We start from the raw sequence: 20,283 nt of genomic DNA, 5'->3' as shown, positions 1-20,283 counted from the left end.
GATCGCGCCCGGGCACGTCACTCCACGCGGTCGAGAACCTCCCGGAGGATGGATGGGCCGAGTAGCACGACCTCGGGGATCGGCTGCAGCGCCCAGGGTGGCGGCTCGGTGCCGTGCGCCTGCGCGGCCATTCGGGCGAACTGGCGCTCGAAGCCAGCGGGGGTGCACACGAGCAGGTACCGCGCCGGGGCATCGCGGCGGTTGACGAGCGCGTGCGCGGCACCGCGCGGGGCGAAGGCCAGCTGTCCCCCGGTGCGGGCGAGGAGCGCGTCGCCGACGCGGAAGACGAGCTCGCCTTCCAGTACGTAGAAGGCTTCGTCGAAGTCGTGCCTGTGCAGCGGAGGTCCCGCGCTGCGCGCCGGGACGACGTTCTCCACCACGGACACGTGGCCACTGCTGTCCTCGCTGCGCAGCAGGACAGTGCTGCGGAGGTCGGGGGGCATGGCTTTCCTCTCGGTGTCGACTGGGGCGCGGTCAGGCGCCGGCGGGTTGGAAGAGCTCGACGGGGTTGCCGCAGGGGTCCTCGATGAGGACCTGTCGCCCTCCGGGGCCGCTGACGACGTCGTTGCGGAAGGTGACACTGGCGGCGCGCAGCCGGCTCACCTCGGCGTCGAGGTCGTCGACGACGAGGTGCATGCGGTTCCAGCCGCCCGGCACGGGCGTGCGGCCGTCGGGCATGGGCCGCCCAGCCGTGCTGGCCGGGCCGCTGAGGAGTAGCCGCAGCGGGCCGCGCACCAGCTCGGCGAAGGCCGGCCGGGCGTCGGCTCGCAGGGCGAAGCCGAGCTGGCCGGCGTAGAAGGCGACGGCGGTGTCGACGTCGTCGACCAGGTAGCGGACGCTGCCGAGCCCCTCGAGCGGGGCGGGGATCTGCGTTCGAGCGTTCACGGCGGTTCTCCTCTGCTTCCTGTCACATCGCCGCGGGCGGCGCCGTCACAGCACTGACGGACCGCGACTGGAGGATGTGACCGGGGAGCGACGCCTCGGCACGAGCAGACGTCCAGGGACCTCGGCCCCTGGACGGTCGCCGTCCTCAGGGCCACTGTCGGCGCCGCCCGTGGCCCACCGGCCGGTCGGGCCAGGGCTCGGCCCCTGAGGAGGAGTCATGGCTCGGAAGTCGATCGACTGCCGGGTGATGCCGAGCGAGAGCAACTGCACCGTCTTCGTCTCCGGTGAGGAGGACGACGTCCTCGAACTGGCCGTCCAGCACGCGGTCTCCGCGCACGGCCACACCGACAGCCCGCAGCTGCGGGATCAGTTGCGTGCCGCGATGGGGGACGAGCAGGCCCTGCAGCTGGAGGAGGGCGCCTTCGTCCAGCTGATCGAGTTCCGCACCCGCGACCTCGACGGGTTCCGCCGGATGGGCGACGAGTGGCAGGAGCGGATGGGGCGGGAGACGACCGCCCGCTGGATCGCCGTCACGGCCGACCACGACCGTGCCGACACCTACGTCCAGATCGTCGCCTTCCCCGACCACGCGTCCGCGATGCGGAACTCGGAGCACCCGGTGACCTCGGAGATCTCGAAGCGGATGCAGGAGGTCACCGAGGGGGAGGCGTCCTTCCGCAACCTCGACGTCGCCGAGGTCCGCCGCATGTAGCAGTCCCCCGGGCAGGCTCCCGGCGGGACCCTGCCCGGGGGCCGCGGTCGGCTCCCCGTGCCTCGCGGGGAGCCGACCAGTGGGAGAGTGGACGTCGTGACCGAAGCGACTCCCGCACGCCGTGCCGTGCTGCACACCAACCACGGCGACATCACCGTCGACCTGTTCCCCGACCACGCGCCCAGGACCGTGGCGAACTTCGCCGACCTGGCCGAGGGCCGCCGGGAGTGGACCCACCCGCAGACCCGGGAGAAGACCACCGACCGCCTCTACGACGGCACGGTCTTCCACCGGATCATCGACGGCTTCATGATCCAGGGCGGCGACCCGCTGGGTCAGGGCATCGGCGGCCCCGGGTACCAGTTCGGCGACGAGATCCACCCCGAGCTGGCCTTCACCAAGCCGTACCTGCTCGCCATGGCCAACGCCGGCCCCGGCACCAACGGCTCGCAGTTCTTCATCACCGTCGCCCCCACCACGTGGCTGACCGGCAAGCACACGATCTTCGGCGAGGTGGCCGACCAGGCCAGCCGCGACGTCGTGGACCGCATCGCCAAGGTGCGCACCGCCCGCGGGGACCGGCCGGTGGAGGACGTCGTCCTGCAGTCGGTCGAGGTGCAGCGCAGCTGACCACCAGCCCCGACGACGGGGGCGCCGGCCCCGGCCAGCCGCAGCCGGCGCCCCCGACCACGTGCTACCGGCACCCGGACCGGCCCACCCGCATCACCTGCACCCGCTGCGAGCGGCCCATCTGCCCGGAGTGCATGACCCCCGCCTCGGTGGGGTTCCAGTGCCCGGAGTGCGTCCGCGCGGGCAACGCCACCGTGCGCCGGCCCCGCCAGGCGCCGCTGCTGCGCCGGGCCGGCCGCCGGTTCGGCGCGGTCACGGTGACCCTCATCGGGCTCAACGTCGCGTTGTTCGTGGTCACCGCGGTCTCCGCGGGGCTTGCCGGGGCCAACCCGCTGGACAACCAGTTCTCGCCGCTGTTCGTCCGGCTGGCGCAGATCCCCGTCCTGGTCGAGCTCGGGGAGGACTGGCGGCTGGTCACCGCGGCCTTCCTGCACATCGGCGTCGTGCACCTGGTGCTCAACATGCTCGCGCTGCTGGTCTTCGGCTCCGAGCTCGAGCGGCAGCTGGGCCGCTGGCGCTACCTCGCCGTCTACCTGGTCTCGCTGCTCGGCGGTGCAGTGGCGCTGCAGCTGTTCGGTGAGCCCGGGCGTCCGGTCGCCGGCGCGTCGGCGGCCATCTACGGCCTGCTGGGCGGCCTGGCGGTGCTGATGATCGCCCGCCGCGAGGACCTGCGCGGCCTGCTCACCCTGCTGGCGATCAACGTCGTCATCAGCTTCCTGCCCGGCGTCTCGCTGCTCGGCCACCTCGGCGGTCTGGTGGCCGGGTTCGTCGCCACCGGCATCGTGGTGCTGGCCCGCCGGCGCACGGAGTTCCAGGTGCTCGGACTCATGCTGCTGGCCGCCGCCCTCGTCGTGGTGGCGCTGACCGTGCCGACGCTGGTCGTCCTGGGTTAGTCAGCGGACCCCGTCGTCCGCACCGCCTGGACGGGGCCGCAGCACGCCCAGCGCCCGCGCGACCTCGCCCGGGTCGGTGCCCAGGTCGCGCCGGCCGAGGAGGACCAGCACGCCGTCCTCGGCCGGACCGGCGGCCGTGTCCAGCTCGAGCAGCCGGGAGCGGACGCCCAGCCGGCGCGTCTCGCGCACCCGCACCCGCAGCCCGGTCCAGGGCAGCTGCCGTCGGCCGCCCAGCGTCCGCAGGACGACCCCCGCCGGCCCGGCCGACAACCGCGGCCGCAGCAGCAGGTCCCGCACGGCCAGGGCCAGCAGCAGCAGCGCGGCACCGCCGACCAGCACCCGGCCCGCGGCGTCCAGCACGACGGTCGCCAGGGCCAGGACGGCCGCGGCGACGGCGAGCGCGGCCGTCTCACCCCGTCGCGCCGACCACTCCACGCCCCCAGCCTGGCATCGGTGCTGGGGAACCGATGCGTGGACGTCCTACGATCGCCGGTGGGCGTGATCCCGCCCACGTCGACGAGGAGGACCCATGCGAGATGCCGTCATCTGCGCCGCCGTGCGCACGCCGGTGGGCAAGCGGGGCGGTGGGCTGTCGGGCGTGCACGCCGTCGACCTCTCCGCCCACGTGCTCGAGGCCCTGGCTCAGCGCGCCGGTATCGACCCGGCCGCGGTGGACGACGTCTTCTGGGGCTGTGTCAGCCAGATCGGCGAGCAGACCTACAACGTCGCCCGCAACGCCGTCCTCGCCGCCGGCTGGCCCGAGACGGTGCCCGGCACGACCGTCGACCGGCAGTGCGGCTCCTCGCAGCAGGCCGTGGCCTTCGCCGCCGCAGCCGTCGTCAGCGGCCAGGCCGACGTCGTCGTCGCCGGTGGGGTCGAGTCGATGAGCCGGGTACCGATGGGCTCCTCGGTCGGGGACGGCTCGACCGGCCGCCCCCTGGGCCCGCGCTTCATGGAGCGCTACGGCGTGGCCCCCAACCAGGGCATCGGCGCCGAGATGATCGCCGAGCGGTGGGGCTTCTCCCGCACCCAGCTCGACGAGTACTCGCTGTCCTCGCACGAGCGGGCGGCCAAGGCCCAGGCCGACGGCGCGTTCGACGAGGAGATCGTCCCCGTGACGACCCCGGACGGCACCGTGGTCCGGGCCGACGAGGGCGTGCGGCCCGGCGGCTCGCTGGAGAAGCTGGCCTCGCTGAAGACGCCCTTCAAGGCCGACGGGGTCATCAGCGCCGGCAACGCCAGCCAGATCTCCGACGGGTCGGCCGCGCTGCTGGTCACCACGTCCGAGAAGGCCCGCGAGCTCGGGCTGCGCCCGCTGGTGCGCATCCACACCACGGTCGTGGCCGGGGACGACCCGGTGATCATGCTGACCGCCCCCATCCCGGCGACGCAGAAGGTGCTGCAGCGCTCCGGGCTGTCGATCGGCGACATCGGCGTCTTCGAGGTCAACGAGGCGTTCGCGCCCGTGCCGCTGGCCTGGCAGGCGGAGACCGGGGCGCCGGCCGAGCGACTCAACCCCCGCGGTGGCGCGATCGCCCTGGGCCACCCGCTGGGCGCCTCGGGCGCCCGCATCATGGCCACGCTCGTCCACACCATGGTGGGCACCGGGACGCGCTACGGCCTGCAGACCATGTGCGAGGGCGGCGGGATGGCGAACGCCACGATCCTCGAACTGATCGACGGCTGACGTCGCCGTCCCGTGTCATAGCGGCTGAAGAAGGACCCCTCTGCCCCCCGCCACTCGCAGGCTCGCGGCGGGACCCTGCAGAGGGGCCATCGACAGTCCCCGGCCGACGGCCCCCGGTCCCCTGCGGACCGGGGGCCGTCGGCGTCCTGGGGACGACCGGTCCTCGCCGGACATCTGCCGTGCTCAGATCGCGTGTCGCCGGCTCCTTCCCGGGGTACGCGGGCGGCGAGGTCGCCATCCGGCGGCTGCCGCCAAGTCGACTCATCCACAGCTGTGTGCACAGCTGGGGATGGAGTCACAGTCGTGTAGTTACTCGGCTGCCCTTCTCGTCACACGAGTCTCACACCCGGCAGATGCCGAGGTCAGCGGCGTGCGGTCGAACACCCGTTCTCCACACTCGGTGGACAAACCTGGGGAGTTCGCGCTTTGTCGACCTGTGGACGGCGCCGATCGGCTGTGCACAGCGGCGCCTGTGCACAACACGGTGTGTGCGCGGACGGTGACAAGCGACGAGGCCCCCGTCCCGGGTGGGACGAGGGCCTCGATCTCGGGGCTGCGGCGTTCAGCGCCAGCGCATCGACATGACCAGCCCGGCGACCATGAGGCCGAAGCCGATCGCGAAGTTCCACGCCGACAGCGAGACCATGAACGGGATCTGGTCGCCGGCCACGTAGTAGACGACGATCCACAGCAGCCCCAGCACCATGAGGGCGACCATCAGCGGCGCGTACCAGCGCGGGCTGGGCTGGACGGCCCGGGCGGCCGCCGTCCCCGACTGCAGGGTGCCCTGCGGCGGCGTGTAGACCGACTTCTTGCGCACCTTGGACTTGGGCACCGTGCGAACTCCCTCCGGGGCCGGATCGTCGCGGCCGGCCGTGACCTCTCCCCAGCCTAAGCTGCGGACGTGGCCGGAGCCCGCACCGTGACCCTTCGGGGTACCCGCCGCCCCTCGGGGTGGGCGGTGCTGGTGCCCGTGGTGGCGCTCGCGGCCGGCCTGCTGTTCGCCACCTCCAGCCAGACGGCCCAGGGCACCGACCTGCGCGGCGGGGAGGTCACCGAGCTCTCCACCCTGATCGCCGCGCGGGAGGACGCCCTGCGCGCCCAGGAGGAGGAGCTGGCCGGGCTGCGCGCCCAGGCGCAGGCGCTGACCGACGAGGCCGCCTCCCGGGACGGCGCGGTGGCCGCCGCCCAGCAGGAGGGCTCCGGTGGTGAGCTGTCGGCCGGGCTGGTCCCCCTCACCGGTCGCGGCGTGGAGATCACCCTGGACGACGCCCCGCGGCGCCCCGACGGCTCGCTGCCGATGGGTGCGCGCCCCGACGACGTGGTCATCCACCAGTCCGACGTCCAGGCGGTGGTCAACGCGGTGTGGGCCGCCGGGGCCGACGCGGTCGCGATCATGGACCAGCGGCTGATCGCCACCAGCGCCGTCCGCTGCGTGGGCAACGTGCTGCTGCTCCAGGGGCGCACCTACTCGCCGCCGTTCGTGGTCACCGCGATCGGTGACGCCGAGGCCATCCGCGCCCAGCTCGCCGCCTCCCCGCAGGTGGCGGTGTTCCAGCAGGCGGTGGAGGACTTCGGGCTCGGCTTCGCCGTCCGGGAGCGCGCGGTCGACCTGCCCGCCTACGACGGACCGCTGGACATGGAGTACGCCACGACGGCCGATGGCTGACGCTGCTGGCCGGCCCCGTCCCGGGTCCCGCCCTGAGCCTGCGAAGGGTGGGGAGGACGGTGTCCTCCTGGTACACAGAGATCGTGAGTCGTCCCGTCCTCGTCGTCGACAACTTCGACAGCTTCGTCTACAACCTGGTCCAGTACCTGGGTCAGCTGGGCGTGCGCTGCATCGTCCGCCGCAACGACGCGGTCACCGTCGACGAGCTCGCCGGCCTCGACGTCGCCGGGGTGCTGCTCTCGCCCGGACCGGGCACGCCGGCCGACGCCGGCGTGACGGTGCCGATGGTGCGCGCCGCCGCCGAGGCCGGGACGCCGGTGCTCGGCGTCTGCCTCGGCCACCAGGCGATCGCCGAGGCCTTCGGCGCGGAGGTCGTGCGGGCGCCGGAGCTGCTGCACGGCAAGACCAGCCAGGTCGTGCACGACGGGGTCGGCGTGCTGGCCGGCCTGCCGTCGCCGTTCACCGCCACCCGCTACCACTCCCTGGCCGTGGACCGGGACACCGTGCCCGACGAGCTGGAGGTCACCGGGACGACGCGCTCGGGGATCGTCATGGCGTTGCGGCACCGCGCGCTGCCGATCGAGGGCGTGCAGTTCCACCCCGAGTCGGTGCTCACCGAGGGCGGGCACCGGATGCTGGCCACCTGGCTGGAGACCTGCGGCCTGGCCCCCGACCCGGCGGCCGTCGAGGCCGCCAGCGCCGCCGCCCACCGGCTCACCACGGTCGCCACGCCCGGCTGAGCCCCCCAGACGCACGAAGGGCCCCTCCCGCGCCGGGAGGGGCCCTTCGTGCGTCTGCGTCAGTTGTCGCCGGAGCCGCCGCCCCCGCCGCCACCGCCGGGGCCCGAGTCGTCGTCCTCGTCCCCGGTCCCGCCGGCCGGCTCCTCGCCGACGGTGAGGGTGACCGTGCCGTCGGGGGCCACGGAGCCGCCGGCCCGCGGCGAGACGGCGAGCACGACGCCGACGTCGCCGGGGTCGGAGGCCTCCGTGGTCTCCACCGTCACCGTGCCGGTGAAGCCGGCCTGCTGCAGTGCCGCCCGGGCCTCGGCCTCGGTCGAGCCGACCACGTCGGGCACCTCGACCTCGCCCGGCCCGCTGGAGACCTGCAGCGTGATCCCGTCACCGGCCGACGCCTGGGTGTTCGCGGCGGGGTCCATGGCGATCACGGTGCCCTCGGGCTGGTCGGACTCGGTCTGCTCGGGGGTGACGTTGGTGAAGCCCGCGTCCCGCAGCGCCTGCGTGGCGGCCGCCTGCTGCTGGCCCACGACGTCGGGCAGCGGGGCGTTGCCGTCGGAGACCGACAGGGTCACCGCGGTGCTCGGGTCGACGGCGCTGCCCTCGGCCGGGTTCACGTCGACGACGGTGCCCTCGGCCTGCAGCGAGTCGACGTCGTCGGTGTTGACCCGCTGGAAGCCGGCGTTCCCGAGGGTGGTCTGGGCACGGTCGGCGTCCAGGCCGATGACCGCCGGCACCTCGATGGTGTCCACGCCGCCGCCGATGACCAGCGCGACCTCGAAGTCGGGGGCGACCTGCGCGCCGCCGGCCGGGTCGGTGCTGATCACCAGCCCCTCCTGCTCCTCCGAGCTCGGCGCGGTCGTCACGTCGCCGACGCGCAGGCCGGCGGCCTCGAGCGACTGGGTGGCCGTGGCCTCGTCCTTGCCGACCAGGTCGGAGGGCACCGCGACCTGGGCGACGGCCGGCGGCTCCTCGTCGTCCCCGGAGTTGAGGACCAGTGCCAGGGTGACCACGCCGCCGATGAGCAGCACCGCCGCGACGACGGCCGCGATGACCCGGTTGCGCTTCTTCTTGCGGGCCGCGTCGTCCTCGTCGTCCCAGTCGGCCTGGCCGTAGCCGGCGGGCGCGCCGAGGATCGTGGTCTTCTCGGCGTCGCCCATCACCGGCGTGGCCTCGACCTGCTGGCCGGCCAGTGCACGGAGCAGGTCGTTGCGCATGTCCGCGGCCGACTGGTAGCGGTTGGCCGGGTTCTTGCTCATCGCCTTGAGCAGGATCGCGTCGAGCTCCGGCGGGATGGCCGGGTTGATCGACGACGGCAGGCGCGGGTCCTCCCGCACGTGCTGGTAGGCCACCGAGACCGGCGAGTCGCCGGTGAACGGCGGCGCCCCGGTCACGAGCTCGTAGAGCAGGCAGCCCACCGAGTAGACGTCGGAGCGGGCGTCGACGCCCTCGCCGCGCGCCTGCTCGGGGGAGAGGTACTGCGCGGTGCCGATGACCGCCGCGGTGGAGGTCATCGTCGCGGCGGAGTCCGAGACCGCCCGCGCGATGCCGAAGTCCATGACCTTGACCGTGCCCTGGGGCGTGATCATCACGTTCCCGGGCTTCACGTCGCGGTGGACGATGCCGTTGCGGTGGCTGAAGTCGAGGGCGCCGCAGATGTCGGCCGACAGGCTCATGGCCCGCTCGGGGGAGAGCACGCCCTCTCGGCGGAGCACGTCGCGCAGCGTCTGGCCCTCGACGTACTCCATGACGATGTACGGGGTGGCGCCGTTGGCGGTGCGGTCCTCGCCGGTGTCGTACACCGCGACGATCGCCGGGTGGTTCAGCGACGCGGCCGCCTGCGCCTCGCGCCGGAAGCGGACCTGGAAGGAGGGGTCGCGGGCGAGGTCGCTGCGCAGGACCTTGACGGCGACCTCGCGGCCCAGCCGCAGGTCGCGGCCGCGGTGCACCTCGGCCATGCCGCCGCGGCCGAGCACCCCGCCGATCTCGTACCGCTCACCGAGCACCTGCGGCGTGGTCATCAGGGGTCCTCTCGGGCGGTGCGGTCCTGCGTCCAGGGGGGAGGGAGGCACGGGGGAGCACTGTGGACGGATGGGCCGCCGGGGAGCCTAACCGCTCCGGTGGCCCGGATCCGGGCGGCGCGGGGGAGTGCGATCACGCCGTCCCGTCCGGTGCGCCCGCCCCCAGCACCGTGCCCTGCTCCTCCGCCTGGGGCTCGTCGGGCGCGGGTTCCTCCACCGGCGGCGTGACCGGGCTCCCCGGCGCGGGCTCGGTCGTCGTGTCGCCCCCGTTGTCTCCGTCGCCCTGGTCGTTGCCGCCGTTGTCGCCGTCGTTGTTGCCGCCGGTGTCGCCCTGGTCCTCGTCGTCGTCCGCCGGAGGGGGCGTCGTCGTCCGCCGGGTCGTGGGCGCCGGCGCCTGGGAGGTCTGCTCGTCCTCGGTGGGCTCGGCCGTGGTCGTCGGGGCCGTGGTGGTCTCGGGGGCCTGGGAGGGCTCCTCCTCACCGCTGTCGGGCGCGAAGTCCTGCGGTGCGTAGAAGAGGGTCACCGTGTCGCCCTGCCCGACCGTGCCGCCGCTCGGGTCGAGGGCGGCGACGTCGCCCCGGTCCAGGGCGAGGCCGGCCGCGGCCAGCCGGGCGGCGTCGGCCGGCTCCTGCTGGACGACCAGCCCCAGGCCCAGGCCCTCGAGCTCGGCCTGGACGTCGTCGGCGGGCCGGCCGACGAACCGGGCCGGGTCGATGGTGAAGGTGCCGGCCGACGTCGTGGCGGGAGGCGCCGACGTGGTCGTCGCCCCGGGGGTGCCCGCGCCCGGGTCGTCGTCGCCGGCGAGCAGGAACCAGGTGCCCCCGCCCACCAGCGCGAGCAGCACCAAACCGACGACCAGCCAGGTCCAGCGGTTGCGGGACGGCTGCGCGGAGGCGTGCCGGCCGCCGGTGTAGCGGTCCTCCCGGTCCTCGTCGTCGTCCGGACGGCGCAGCGGGGGCATGGTCCCCGGGGCCGTCCCCGGTCCGCCCGCCCCGCCGGTGGAGGCGCCGAACACCTGGGTGCGGTCCTCGGCCATGTCGGGGACGAGCGCGGTGCGGTCGTCGTCGATGTCGGAGACGACCTGGGTGCGGTCGGTGGCCAGGGGGACCGGGGCGGCGGCCAGCCCGGCGCCGGAGGCGGCCCCGTTGCCGGGGGTCAGCCTGTTGCCCGCGGCCACGGAGCGGACGGCGGCGGCGAACGCGGCGCCGTCGGCGAAGCGATCGGCGGGGTCCTTGGCCAGGGCGCGCTCGATGAGCAGCCGCACCGCGGGCGGCACGTTGGCCGGCAGCGGGGGCGGCGGCCGGTTGATGTGCGCCAGCGCGACGGCGACCTGCGAGGTGCCGTCGAAGGGCCGGCCGCCGGTCAGGCACTCGTAGCCGACGACGCCGAGGGAGTAGACGTCGGAGGCGGACGTGACGTCGAAGCCCTGCGCCTGCTCGGGGGAGAGGTACTGGGCGGTGCCGACGACCATGCCGGTGCGGGTGAGCGGCGTGGCGTCGCGGGCGCGGGCGATGCCGAAGTCGGTCAGCTTCACCACGCCGTCCGGGCGCACGATGAGGTTGCCCGGCTTGATGTCGCGGTGGACGACGCCGGCCTTGTGCGCCGCCGAGAGCCCGTCGGCGGCCTGGCCCAGGACGTGCAGCGTCCAGTCGACGGGGAGCTTGCCCTCCTCGTGGAGGATCGTGACCAGCGGCTTGCCCTCGACCAGCTCCATGACGAGGAACGCCAGCTGGGCGCCGCGCTCGTCCTGGGTCTCCCCGTAGTCGTAGACCGAGGCGATGTTGGGGTGGCTGAGGGCCGCGGTGTGCCGCGCCTCGTTGCGGAACCGCGCGACGAAGCTCGGGTCGCCGGTGAACTCGCTGCGCAGCACCTTGGCTGCGACGACGCGGTCGAGCACGCGGTCCCGGGCCCGCCAGACCTCGCCCATGCCGCCGGTGGCGATCGGGGCGGTGATCTCGTAGCGGCCGGCGAGGATCGTGCCGGTGGAGAGAGCCATCAGCCGCCCTGTCCCTCGAGGTAGGCCTGCATGACCTGACGGGCGATGGGTGCGGACACGTCCCCACCCGTACCCCCGCCGTTGGCGACGAAGACCGCGACCGCGATCTGCGGGTCGTCGGCGGGGGCGAAGCCGATGAACCAGTTGTGGTCGGGGCCGGCGTTCTCCGCCGTCCCGGTCTTGCCGGCGACGGTGACGCCGGGGATGCGGGCGGCGCGGCCCGAGCCGTTGGTGACGACGCTCTCCATCATCTCGGTGAGCTGGTCGGCCACCTCGGGGGTGACCGGCTCGCTCAGCTCCTCCGGGTCGGTCTCGTCGATGACGGACAGGTCCGGTGCGCGCAGCTGGTCGACCAGGTACGGCTGCATGAGCGTGCCGTCGTTGGCGACCGCGGCGGCGATCATCGCGGCCTGCAGCGGGGTCACCACCACGCTCTGCTGGCCGATCGAGCTCACCCCCAGCTGGGCGTCGTTCTCCGGGTCGCCCATGGTGCTGGGCTCCACCGTGAGCGGGATCTGCCGCTGCTCGCCGTCCATGCCGAACGCCTCGGCCATGTCCCGCACCGCGTCCTCACCGAGGTCGATGCCCAGCTGGGCGAAGGCGGTGTTGCAGGAGATGGTCAGCGCGTCGATCAGCGGCTGCTCGCCGGTGCTGCTGCAGCTCGAGCCGCCGAAGTTCTCCAGCTCGGTGGAGGTGCCGGGGAGGGTCAGCGTGTCCGGCGCCGGGATGACGGTGTCCGGGGTGTAGTCCCCGCTGGCCAGCGCGGCCGCCGAGACGACCACCTTGAACACCGAGCCCGGCGGGTAGTTGTCGCTGATCGCCCGGTTCAGCCGCGGGTCGCGGTCGGCGTCGTTGAGCTGCGCCCAGTAGTCCCGGATCGCCTGGGGGTCGTGGCTGGAGAGCAGGTTCGGGTCGTAGGTGGGCTGGCTGGCCATGCCCAGCACCGCGCCGGTCGACGGGTCGAGCGCGACCACCGCGCCGGTGACGCCGTCGAGGGCGGACATCGCCGCCTCCTGGGTGGCCGGGTCCAGGGTGAGGACGACGTCGCCGCCGCTGGGGTCGCGCCCGGTGAACAGGTCGGCGATGCGCCGGGCGAACAGCCGCGCGTCGTTGCCGGAGAGGACGTCGTTCTCCGCCCGCTCGGTCTGCGCGTTGCCGTACACCAGCGAGTAGTAGCCGGTGACCGGCGCGTACACCGGCCCCTGCGAGTACTGCCGCAGGTAGGTGAGCCGGTCGTCGGTGGCCACCGACGTCGCGACCTCGGTGCCGGCCACCACGATCGAGCCCCGCTCGCGGTCGTACTCCTCGGTGAGCACGCGGGTGTTGCCGGGGTCGTCGCGCAGCTCGTCGGAGCGCACGACCTGGATGTAGTTGACGTTGACGATCAGCAGCGTGAACAGGACGAGCACGCTGATCGCCACGCGGCGCAAGGGGGCGTTCACGGTGTCACGACCTCGGTCGGGGCGTCGCCGAGCGCCGGCTTCGGCGGTCCGGCGGGGGCGGCCGGGCGGCGGGCGGCGTCACTGATCCGCACCAGGAGGGCGACCAGCACGAAGTTGGCCACCAGCGAGGACCCGCCGTAGGCGACGAACGGGGTGGTCAGGCCGGTCAGCGGCAGCAGCCCGGTGACGCCGCCCAGGACGACGAACACCTGCCAGGCGATGGCGAAGGCCAGGCCCGCGGCGAGCAGCTTGCCGAAGGCGTCGCGGACGATCAGCGACGTCCGCAGGCCGCGCTCGACGAGGATCAGGTACAGGATGATCACCGCGACCAGGCCGAAGAGCCCCAGCTCCTCACCGATCGCCGCGGCGATGAAGTCGCTCTTGGCCACCGGCACCTGGTCGGGGCGGCCGCCGCCCAGGCCCGCGCCGAACAGCCCGCCGGTGCCCAGCCCGAACAGCGACTGGACCAGCTGGTAGCCGCCCTCGTCGCGGTAGGCGAACGGGTCCAGCCAGGTGTCGACGCGGACGCGGACGTGGCCGAACAGCTGGTAGGCCAGGAACGCGCCGGCGGCGAACAGGCCGACGCCGATGAGCAGCCAGCTGGCCCGCTCCGTGGCGACGTAGAGCATCACGACGAAGATGCCGAACAGCAGCAGCGAGCTGCCCAGGTCGCGCTCGAAGACCAGCACGAGGATCGACATCGCCCAGGCGACGAGCACCGGCCCGAGGTCGCGGGCGCGCGGCACCTCCAGGCCCATCACCCGCCGGCTGGCCAGCGCCAGCACGTCGCGCTTGTCGACCAGGTAGGCGGCGAAGAAGACGACCAGGCAGATCTTGGCGAACTCGCCGGGCTGGATGCTGAAGCCGGCCACCCGGATCCAGATCTTGGCGCCGTACACCTCGGAGATCGAGGCGGGCAGCACCGCCGGCAGGGCGAGCAGCACCAGGCCGACCAGGGCCAGGGTGTAGGCGAAGCGGGACAGCAGCCGGTGGTCCCGCAGGACGACCAGCACGGCCACGAACAGCGCCGCGCCCAGGGTGGCCCAGACCAGCTGGACCGGCGCGTCCTCCCGGGTGACGGCGGCGTCGACCTGCTCCGCGGCGAGGTCGAGCCGGTGGATCATGGTCAGCCCGAGCCCGCTGAGCAGGGCCACGGCGGGCAGCAGCAGCGGGTCGGCGTACGGCGCGAACTTCCGGACGACGACGTGCAGCACCGCCCACAGCGCGGTGAACCAGCCCCCGAACGTGGCCAGCTCCGCGCGCAGCGACCCGGTGATGGTCAGGTCGACGATGCACTGAGCGGCCAGCGTGATGAGGACGGCGAAGCCGAGCATCGCCAGCTCCGTGTTGCGCCGTGTGGGCGGGGCCGAGCCCGCCGCGGCGGCCCGGGGGTCGGTCGAGGGGGCCGCGGTCACGCGACCACCTCCTCTCCCGCCCGGCCGCCTCCTCGGAGCTCGCTCACTGGGCCTCCCGGCAGTCGACTCCGGGCTCGGGCGTCTGCGTCCGCTCGGCGGGAGACCGCTCGGCGGACCCGGTGGGCTCGGGGCTCTCCGACGGTGACTCGGAACCGTTGTCGGGCGCCGGTGACGTCGGGCTGGCCGACGTCGACAGCGACCGGTCGCTCTCCTCGTCGGCCGCCGGGCAGACCGGCAGGCGGGAGTCGCGCAACATCGCGACGATCCGGTCGGCGTGGTCGCCGTCGGTGGCCTCGATGCCCCGCCGGACCTTGGTCGCGTCGGCCTGGGTGAGGTCGGTGACGGCGAGGTCGGTCACGTCGGCGACCCGGTTGAGGTCGACCCCCATCACCGAGGTGTCGATGCCCCGGAAGACGGCGACCTGCTCGCCGTCGGAGGTCTCCTGCACACCGACGAACCAGTTGGACAGCACCCACACGTAGGCGCCGATGGCGGCCGCGACGAGCACGACCAGCGCGCCCAGGAGCCACAGCAACCGCCGCCGGCGACGGCGCGGCGCCGGAGCGGTGGCCACCGACACCGCTGTCGACGACGGAGGCGGCGGCGGGTCGGCCAGGGCGGCCCGCCCGGCGGCCGACCGCGGGTCGACCTCGCGCTGCCCGACGTTGTCGCCGGCCGCGCCGTCGACGACCGGGTCCAGCGGGTAGTCGTGGCCGCCGTCCTCCACGACGTCGGCGACGATGACGGTGATGTTGTCCGGGCCGCCGCTGCGCAGGGCCAGCTCGATCAGCCGGTCGGCGGTCGACTGCGGGTCGGGGTCCTTGAGCGCCTCGCCGAGGGTCTCCTCGCTGACCACGCCGGAGAGCCCGTCGGAGCACAGCAGGTAGCGGTCGCCGGCGCGGGCCTCCCGCATCGACAGGTCGGGGTCGACCTCCTGCCCGTTCAGCGCGCGCAGCAGCAGCGAGCGCTGGGGGTGGTGGTTGGCCTCCTCGGGCGTGATCCGGCCGTCGTCGATGAGGGTCTGCACGAACGTGTCGTCGTGGGTGATCTGGGTGAGGACGCCGTCGCGCAGCAGGTAGGCGCGGGAGTCGCCGATGTGGCACAGCGCCAGCCGGCCGCCGGCGAAGAGGACGGCGGTCAGCGTCGTCCCCATGCCCTCCAGCTGCGGGGACTCGCGGATGACCTCGCGCAGGTGCTCGCTGCCGTCGAACACCGCCGACCGCAGCGCCTGCAGCATGTCGCCGGAGGGGGCGTCGTCGTCGAGGTGCTCGAGGGCGGCGATGACGACCTTGCTGGCGACGTCGCCGGCCGCGTGGCCGCCCATGCCGTCGGCGACGGCGAGCAGCCGGGGCCCGGCGTACACCGAGTCCTGGTTGTTGCCGCGGACCAGGCCGCGGTCGGACCGGGCCGCGTAGCGCAGCGCGAGGCTCATCGGATCGTGCTCCCGGAGGTGCCGGCGCTCCACGGGGTGCACGCGCGGGCGAGGGTCATGTGCGCAGCTCCAGGGCCGTCTGGCCGATGCGGATCGGCTGGCCCGGGGACACCAGCAGCGGGCCCTGGACGCGCTGCTGGTCCAGGTAGGTGCCGTTGGTGGAGCCGAGGTCCTCGACGTACCACTGGCCGCCGCGGTTGGTCAGCCGGGCGTGCCGCGAGCTGGCGAAGTCGTCGGTCAGCACGAGGGTTGAGTCGTCGGCGCGGCCGATGAGGATCGGCTGGTCCCCGAGGGTGATCTTGGTCCCGGTCAGCGGGCCGGCGGTGACGACCAGCGTCTTCGGGCCGCGGGTCTTCCGCTTGCCGGCCGCGGCAGCCCGCGGCGGCACCGACGCCACCCGGCCGGCGCGGCCGCCGAACAGGTCCGCCCGGACCACGCGGAAGGCCGCGAAGATGAACAGCCACAACAGCAGCAGGAAGCCGAAGCGGAAGATCTGCAGGACGATCTCGGCCGTCACGGAGCTCCCTCGCTGGCGCTCGTCCGCCCCGCGCCGGGCCGTGCCGTGGTGTCGCGTGACCTCGCCGGCCCGGTCACGTCCCGTCCTCGCGGGGGCTCACGCGCCGTCCTGCCGGTAGACCAGCACCGAGTGGCCGATGCGGATGACGTCGCCGTCGCTCAGCGGCTGACGGGTGATCCGGCGGCCGTTGACCAGGGTGCCGTTGGTGGAGCCGAGGTCCTCGGCGATGGCGGTGCCGTTGTCGAGCACGACGTCGACGTGCTTGCGGCTGACCCCGGTGTCGGGCAGCCGGATGTCGGCGTCGGTGCCGCGGCCGATCACGTTGCGCCCGGTGGTCAGTTCGTGGCGCGTGCCCGGACCGTCGACGAGCAGCACGTGGGTGACGCCGGGCTTCGACCCCGCCCGGCCCACGACGGACGACGGCACCTGCCGGCCGGTGTCGGTGGCCATGCGGCCGCGCAGCGAGGGCAGCGGGGGGATCGCGTCGCTGCCGGTCACCGGGGCGGCGGCCTCGTCGGCGCGGGTGCCCGGACGGGCCGGGTCGGCGACGTGCGAGCTGACCTCGAACACGCCGGTGGGCAGCTCCTCGTCCCGCTGCAGGCGGACCTGCACCGCGTCGAAGACCTGGTAGCCCTCGCCCTCGATGTGCTCGGCGACCATGTCGGCCAGCTGGCCGGCCAGCTGCTCGGACCACTCGGCCAGGTGCTCGTAGTCGGTGGGCCCCAGTCGGACGTCGTAGACGTTGGGCGCCAGCACCCGGCCCTCACCGAGCACCGAGCGCTGCTCGTCGGCCTCGCGGGTCAGCGCCTTGGCGATCTCGGCGGGGTGGACCTTGCCCTTGAAGATCCGGGCGAAGGCCAGGCCGACCATGCCTTCCAGCCGTCGCTCGAAGCGCTGCAGCACACCCACAGTCGCTCCCTTGCGTTCGCCCGGCGGTCCCGATCTACCGCCGTTGATCGTAGCCGGGTGCGGCGCGGCTGACCGTCGCGCAACGCCCCAGGCGCCCCACCCGGCACAGCCGTGCGGAGCGGACCGCCCCCCTGCCAGGCGGTCCTCGCCGGGCTGCTACTGTTCTCGGCGCCAGGGCAAGTGGCGGAATGGCAGACGCGCACGGTTCAGGTCCGTGTGTCCGAAAGGACGTGGGGGTTCAACTCCCCCCTTGCCCACAGGTACGACGACGAGCCGGTCCCCGAGGGGGCCGGCTCGTTGCGTTCGGCGGCCTCGGGCTGACGCCGGTCAGCGCAGCCGGCGCCGCCCGCCGTCGTCCCCGCGGCCGGTGATCGACTGCGCCAGCAGCACCGCGCCCCACGGGCCGATCACCCAGACCGGCCACGGGTAGAGCAGGTCGCCGGCCGCGATCGAGGTGGCCAGCCAGATGGTGAGCACGATGACGGCGGTGCCCAGCCAGCTCGCCCACGCCGCCCGTCGGCTGTCCCCACCGGCCCAGCCGCCCCAGGCCGAACCGGCGCCGCAGATCCCCGTCGCGCCGGAGTGGACGGCGGGGGTGGCGGCAGCCGGGGACGTCGGCGGGGTCGGCTTCGGCACCGGCAGGTCGGCGGTGATCTCCGCCAGCTCGCCGTAGGTGCGGGCGGCGTAGGTGCGGGCCAGGCGCTCGTCGTACTCGGCGACGGTCAGCCGGCCGGCGGACATGTGCTCGCCCAGCTGGTCGGCGACAGCTGCGCGGTCGGTGTCGGCGGCGCGCAGGTGCGGGTCGGGCATCGGGGACCTTCCTGGAACGGGGAGTCCAGTCTCGACCGGGACGGGACCCCCGGTCCACTGACGTTCGTCATGGCTTGCCCGTGGAAGAGGTCATGTGCGCTCGGTCCGCGTCAGCCCCCTGCCCGGCCGCCACGAGGAGATGACCAGCGCCGTCTTCTCGTCGTTGAGCGCGGTGAGCACCACCTGGTCGAGGTCGACGCGGAAGAGGTCGTAGTCGACCGACTCCTCCGGCACGCCCGCCGCGGCCGCGTACCGCCGCCGCTCCTCGGGCTCGGTCACCTCGGTCGCGCGCCCGGAGAGCTTGGCGTCGGCGGTGAAGGTGTCGGGCTCGTCGCTGCCGCAGTGCAGCGCGAACCGCGGGTCGCGGCGCAGGTCGGCGAACTTCACCGACGCGGGCATGCCGGCCAGCCACGGCTCGCCGGCCACGAACTGCATCTCGATGCCGCTCACCCGCGGCGACCCGTCGGCGCGCAGCGTGGCGAGGACCTTGTGCCGGTGCGCGTCGAACGCCGCCCGCACCCGCGCGGCGAACTCCGGTTCGGCTGCTTCCACGTCCGCGAACGAGCCCATGGGCGCGATCGTGCACCCGGCCACCGACGGATCGGACCCCCGGACGCGCCCGGCGCTCGCCACCCGGTTCCGGGAGCACCCGGGCCGGTTCCGGGAGCACCCGGGGACGGCGTCAGTGCGCGGCGGGGGTGCCCTCGGAGGCCAGGTGCCGGCCGATGACCATCCGCTGGATCTGGTTGGTGCCCTCGAAGATCTGCATGACCTTCGCCTCGCGCATGAACCGCTCGGCGGGGTGGTCGCGGGTGTAGCCGGCCCCGCCGAGCACCTGGACGGCGTCGGTGGTCACCTTCATCGCGGCGTCCGTGGCCACGAGCTTGGCGATGCTGGCCTGCCGCGAGTAGGGCTTGCCGGCGTCCTTGCGGCGCGCGGCGACCAGGTAGGTGGCGCGGGCGGACTCGACCGCGGCGGCCATGTCGGCGAGCAGGAAGGCCACGCCCTGGTGCTCGACGATCGGCCGCCCGAACGTCTCCCGCTCCCGGGCGTAGGCCACCGCCACGTCCAGCGCCGACTGGGCCAGCCCGACGGCGACCGCGCTCACCCCGAGGCGGCCGGAGTCCAGGGCGGCCAGCGCGATGCCCAGCCCGTGGCCGGGCTCCCCGACCAGCCGGTCGGCCGGGACGGCGACGTCGTCCAGCCGGATCGCAGAGGTCGTCGACGCGGTCAGCCCCATCTTCTCCTCGGGCCTGGCGGCGGAGAGGCCGGCGAGGTCGGGGGTCAGGTGGAAGCAGGAGATGCCGCGCTCCCCGTCGTCCGGCGTGCGGAGGAAGGTCGAGTAGAAGTCCGCGTGCCCGCCGTGGGTGACCCAGGCCTTCTCGCCGGTCGCCAGCCAGCCGGAGTCGGTGGCCTTCGCGCTCGCCCGCATCGCGCGGGGGTCGGAGCCGGCGTGGGCCTCCGAGAGGCAGTACGCGCCGAGCAGTTCGCCGCCGACCATCGCCGGCAGCAGGTCGCGGCGCTGCGCCTCGCTGCCGAACCGGTCGACCGGGAAGCAGGCGAGGGTGTGCACGCTGACGCCGAGGGCGACGCTGGCCCAGCGCGCGGCGAGTTCCTCGACGACCTGCAGGTAGACGGCGTAGGGCTGGCCGCCGCCGCCGACGTCCTCCCCGAACGGCAGGCCCAGCAGGCCGGCCTCGCCGAGCAGGCGGAACACCTCGCGGGGGAACCGCTCCTCGCGCTCGTACCGCGCGGCCTTCGGCGCCAGCTCCGCGTCGGCGATCTCGCGGGTGAGGGCGAGGAGGTCGGCGGCCTCCTCGGTGGGCAGTTCACGGTCGACCCGCACGGCATCTCCTCGTCGAGACAGTACCGGCGACGATACCGCAGTACTGTTTCCGGTCCAGGGGGATGCTGGTCCGCCGGAGGTGCCATGACGACGACCGTCCCGCAGTCCGAGGCCGGGGGCGCACGGCTGACCCGGCGACAGGCCGAGCTGCTCGACCAGCTGGAGGCGCTGTTCCTGGCCGAGGGCTTCAGCGGCTTCACCCTCGAGGACCTCGCCGTCCGGCTGCACTGCTCCAAGAGCACGCTCTACGCCCTGGCCGAGAGCAAGGAGCAGCTCGCCGCCCGCGTGATCCGGCACTTCTTCCGCAAGGCCACCGCCGAGGTCGAGGCGCGGACGGCGACCGAGGGCGACCCCGCGCTGCGGGTGACCGCCTACCTGACCGCCGTCGCGCGGGCCCTGGCGCCGGCCGGGCCGGCGTTCTACCGGGACCTGGACTCCTTCGCGCCCGGGCGGGCGGTCTACGAGCAGAACACCGCGCGGGCCGCCGAGCGGGTGCGGGAGCTGATCGCCGAGGGGGTGGCTCGGGGCCGCTTCCGCGAGGTGCACCCGGCGCTGGTCGCCGACACGGTCAGCACGCTGGTGTTCCGGATCGGCCGCGGCGACACCGCCCGGGCCACCGGGCTGGACGACGCCGCCGCCTACCGCGAGCTGGCCGCCCTCCTGCTGCACGGCATCAGCCTGTGAT

At 74.1% G+C, this 20,283-nt stretch carries 21 protein-coding genes and 1 tRNA gene; 8 read left to right on the top strand and 14 right to left on the bottom strand.

Features of this window, described 5'->3' with window-relative positions; all coding sequences use genetic code 11:
- Positions 1–17: 17 nt before the first annotated feature.
- Positions 18–443 (bottom strand): cupin domain-containing protein, encoded by a 426-nt coding sequence (locus ACI789_RS09410; RefSeq protein WP_457008319.1) that lies wholly within the window; start codon positions 441–443, stop codon positions 18–20.
- Positions 444–474: 31 nt separating this feature from the next.
- On the bottom strand, positions 475–885 hold the full coding sequence (locus ACI789_RS09405; RefSeq protein ID WP_457008317.1) for a VOC family protein: 411 nt from the start codon (positions 883–885) through the stop codon (positions 475–477).
- 217 nt (positions 886–1,102) lie between these two features.
- Here ACI789_RS09405 and ACI789_RS09400 point away from each other — a divergent pair, with 217 nt between their 5' ends.
- From ACI789_RS09400 to ACI789_RS09390, 3 genes are all read left to right on the top strand, one after another.
- On the top strand, positions 1,103–1,597 hold the full coding sequence (locus ACI789_RS09400) for a DUF1059 domain-containing protein (protein ID WP_457008315.1): 495 nt from the start codon (positions 1,103–1,105) through the stop codon (positions 1,595–1,597).
- A gap of 96 nt (positions 1,598–1,693) precedes the next feature.
- The gene (locus ACI789_RS09395; protein WP_457008313.1) at positions 1,694–2,227 is read left to right on the top strand and encodes a peptidylprolyl isomerase; all 534 of its coding nucleotides are present in this window, start codon (positions 1,694–1,696) and stop codon (positions 2,225–2,227) included.
- A 134-nt stretch (positions 2,228–2,361) separates the two neighbouring features.
- Positions 2,362–3,120 (top strand): rhomboid family intramembrane serine protease, encoded by a 759-nt coding sequence (locus ACI789_RS09390; protein WP_456917992.1) that lies wholly within the window; start codon positions 2,362–2,364, stop codon positions 3,118–3,120.
- On the opposite strand, the gene ACI789_RS09385 is transcribed toward ACI789_RS09390, so the two are convergent.
- Entirely contained in the window at positions 3,121–3,555 is a 435-nt protein-coding gene (locus ACI789_RS09385) for a PH domain-containing protein (RefSeq protein WP_457008310.1), read from the bottom strand.
- A 94-nt stretch (positions 3,556–3,649) separates the two neighbouring features.
- On the opposite strand from ACI789_RS09385, the gene ACI789_RS09380 reads away from it, so the two are divergent.
- Positions 3,650–4,807 (top strand): thiolase family protein, encoded by a 1,158-nt coding sequence (locus ACI789_RS09380; RefSeq protein WP_457008308.1) that lies wholly within the window; start codon positions 3,650–3,652, stop codon positions 4,805–4,807.
- A 562-nt stretch (positions 4,808–5,369) separates the two neighbouring features.
- On the opposite strand, the gene crgA is transcribed toward ACI789_RS09380, so the two are convergent.
- Positions 5,370–5,642: a cell division protein CrgA gene (gene crgA, locus ACI789_RS09375; RefSeq protein ID WP_456917989.1), complete on the bottom strand. Its 273-nt coding sequence runs from the start codon at positions 5,640–5,642 to the stop codon at positions 5,370–5,372.
- Positions 5,643–5,711: 69 nt separating this feature from the next.
- Between crgA and ACI789_RS09370 the strand changes: the two genes are divergently transcribed.
- Both ACI789_RS09370 and ACI789_RS09365 read left to right on the top strand, forming a co-directional pair.
- Positions 5,712–6,476, top strand: a complete 765-nt coding sequence (locus tag ACI789_RS09370) for a DUF881 domain-containing protein (protein ID WP_457008306.1) — start codon at positions 5,712–5,714, stop codon at positions 6,474–6,476.
- An 83-nt stretch (positions 6,477–6,559) separates the two neighbouring features.
- Positions 6,560–7,216, top strand: a complete 657-nt coding sequence (locus ACI789_RS09365) for an aminodeoxychorismate/anthranilate synthase component II (RefSeq protein ID WP_457008304.1) — start codon at positions 6,560–6,562, stop codon at positions 7,214–7,216.
- A gap of 59 nt (positions 7,217–7,275) precedes the next feature.
- Here ACI789_RS09365 and pknB read toward each other — a convergent pair whose 3' ends face one another.
- From pknB to ACI789_RS09330, 7 genes are all read right to left on the bottom strand, one after another.
- Complete coding sequence (gene pknB, locus ACI789_RS09360; RefSeq protein ID WP_457008302.1) at positions 7,276–9,231, bottom strand: Stk1 family PASTA domain-containing Ser/Thr kinase; 1,956 nt, start codon at positions 9,229–9,231, stop codon at positions 7,276–7,278.
- Positions 9,232–9,364: 133 nt separating this feature from the next.
- The gene (locus tag ACI789_RS09355; protein WP_457008300.1) at positions 9,365–11,227 is read right to left on the bottom strand and encodes a serine/threonine protein kinase; all 1,863 of its coding nucleotides are present in this window, start codon (positions 11,225–11,227) and stop codon (positions 9,365–9,367) included.
- On the bottom strand, positions 11,227–12,669 hold the full coding sequence (locus ACI789_RS09350) for a peptidoglycan D,D-transpeptidase FtsI family protein (protein ID WP_457008298.1): 1,443 nt from the start codon (positions 12,667–12,669) through the stop codon (positions 11,227–11,229). The genes ACI789_RS09355 and ACI789_RS09350 overlap by 1 nt, the downstream gene beginning before the upstream one ends.
- On the bottom strand, positions 12,666–14,084 hold the full coding sequence (locus ACI789_RS09345; protein WP_457008296.1) for an FtsW/RodA/SpoVE family cell cycle protein: 1,419 nt from the start codon (positions 14,082–14,084) through the stop codon (positions 12,666–12,668). The genes ACI789_RS09350 and ACI789_RS09345 overlap by 4 nt, the downstream gene beginning before the upstream one ends.
- Positions 14,085–14,127: 43 nt before the next feature.
- Positions 14,128–15,516 (bottom strand): PP2C family protein-serine/threonine phosphatase, encoded by a 1,389-nt coding sequence (locus ACI789_RS09340; protein ID WP_457008294.1) that lies wholly within the window; start codon positions 15,514–15,516, stop codon positions 14,128–14,130.
- A 55-nt stretch (positions 15,517–15,571) separates the two neighbouring features.
- A complete protein-coding gene (locus ACI789_RS09335; protein ID WP_456917981.1) occupies positions 15,572–16,033 on the bottom strand; it encodes an FHA domain-containing protein FhaB/FipA in 462 nt (153 codons plus the stop codon).
- A gap of 96 nt (positions 16,034–16,129) precedes the next feature.
- Complete coding sequence (locus tag ACI789_RS09330) at positions 16,130–16,942, bottom strand: FhaA domain-containing protein (protein ID WP_457008291.1); 813 nt, start codon at positions 16,940–16,942, stop codon at positions 16,130–16,132.
- 174 nt (positions 16,943–17,116) lie between these two features.
- On the opposite strand from ACI789_RS09330, the gene ACI789_RS09325 reads away from it, so the two are divergent.
- Positions 17,117–17,199: transfer RNA gene (locus ACI789_RS09325), tRNA-Leu, on the top strand.
- A gap of 70 nt (positions 17,200–17,269) precedes the next feature.
- Here the strand turns inward: ACI789_RS09325 and ACI789_RS09320 are convergent.
- The 3 genes from ACI789_RS09320 to ACI789_RS09310 all read right to left on the bottom strand — a co-directional run bounded on the left by ACI789_RS09320 (position 17,270) and on the right by ACI789_RS09310 (position 19,598).
- Entirely contained in the window at positions 17,270–17,752 is a 483-nt protein-coding gene (locus ACI789_RS09320; RefSeq protein WP_457008289.1) for a DUF1707 SHOCT-like domain-containing protein, read from the bottom strand.
- A 90-nt stretch (positions 17,753–17,842) separates the two neighbouring features.
- Positions 17,843–18,322 (bottom strand): pyridoxamine 5'-phosphate oxidase family protein, encoded by a 480-nt coding sequence (locus tag ACI789_RS09315; RefSeq protein WP_457008287.1) that lies wholly within the window; start codon positions 18,320–18,322, stop codon positions 17,843–17,845.
- Positions 18,323–18,434: 112 nt separating this feature from the next.
- Entirely contained in the window at positions 18,435–19,598 is a 1,164-nt protein-coding gene (locus tag ACI789_RS09310; protein ID WP_457008285.1) for an acyl-CoA dehydrogenase family protein, read from the bottom strand.
- 84 nt (positions 19,599–19,682) lie between these two features.
- Between ACI789_RS09310 and ACI789_RS09305 the strand changes: the two genes are divergently transcribed.
- Positions 19,683–20,282, top strand: coding sequence for a TetR/AcrR family transcriptional regulator (locus tag ACI789_RS09305; protein ID WP_457008283.1), 600 nt, complete (start codon positions 19,683–19,685; stop codon positions 20,280–20,282).
- Position 20,283 lies beyond the last annotated feature (1 nt).

This window comes from Geodermatophilus sp. SYSU D00965 (genome assembly GCF_054050075.1).
Note: the sequence above shows the minus strand (reverse complement) of the source record. Positions and strands in the feature narration are given on the sequence as shown.

Coding starts and splice junctions, on each gene's coding strand:
- ACI789_RS09410 (WP_457008319.1), bottom strand. CDS start 443: ATGCCCCCCGACCTCCGCAGCACTGTCCTGCTGCGCAGCGAGGACAGC.
- ACI789_RS09400 (WP_457008315.1), top strand. CDS start 1,103: ATGGCTCGGAAGTCGATCGACTGCCGGGTGATGCCGAGCGAGAGCAAC.
- ACI789_RS09390 (WP_456917992.1), top strand. CDS start 2,362: ATGACCCCCGCCTCGGTGGGGTTCCAGTGCCCGGAGTGCGTCCGCGCG.
- ACI789_RS09380 (WP_457008308.1), top strand. CDS start 3,650: ATGCGAGATGCCGTCATCTGCGCCGCCGTGCGCACGCCGGTGGGCAAG.
- pknB (WP_457008302.1), bottom strand. CDS start 9,231: ATGACCACGCCGCAGGTGCTCGGTGAGCGGTACGAGATCGGCGGGGTG.
- ACI789_RS09355 (WP_457008300.1), bottom strand. CDS start 11,227: ATGGCTCTCTCCACCGGCACGATCCTCGCCGGCCGCTACGAGATCACC.
- ACI789_RS09340 (WP_457008294.1), bottom strand. CDS start 15,516: ATGAGCCTCGCGCTGCGCTACGCGGCCCGGTCCGACCGCGGCCTGGTC.
- ACI789_RS09320 (WP_457008289.1), bottom strand. CDS start 17,752: ATGCCCGACCCGCACCTGCGCGCCGCCGACACCGACCGCGCAGCTGTC.
- ACI789_RS09315 (WP_457008287.1), bottom strand. CDS start 18,322: ATGGGCTCGTTCGCGGACGTGGAAGCAGCCGAACCGGAGTTCGCCGCG.
- ACI789_RS09305 (WP_457008283.1), top strand. CDS start 19,683: ATGACGACGACCGTCCCGCAGTCCGAGGCCGGGGGCGCACGGCTGACC.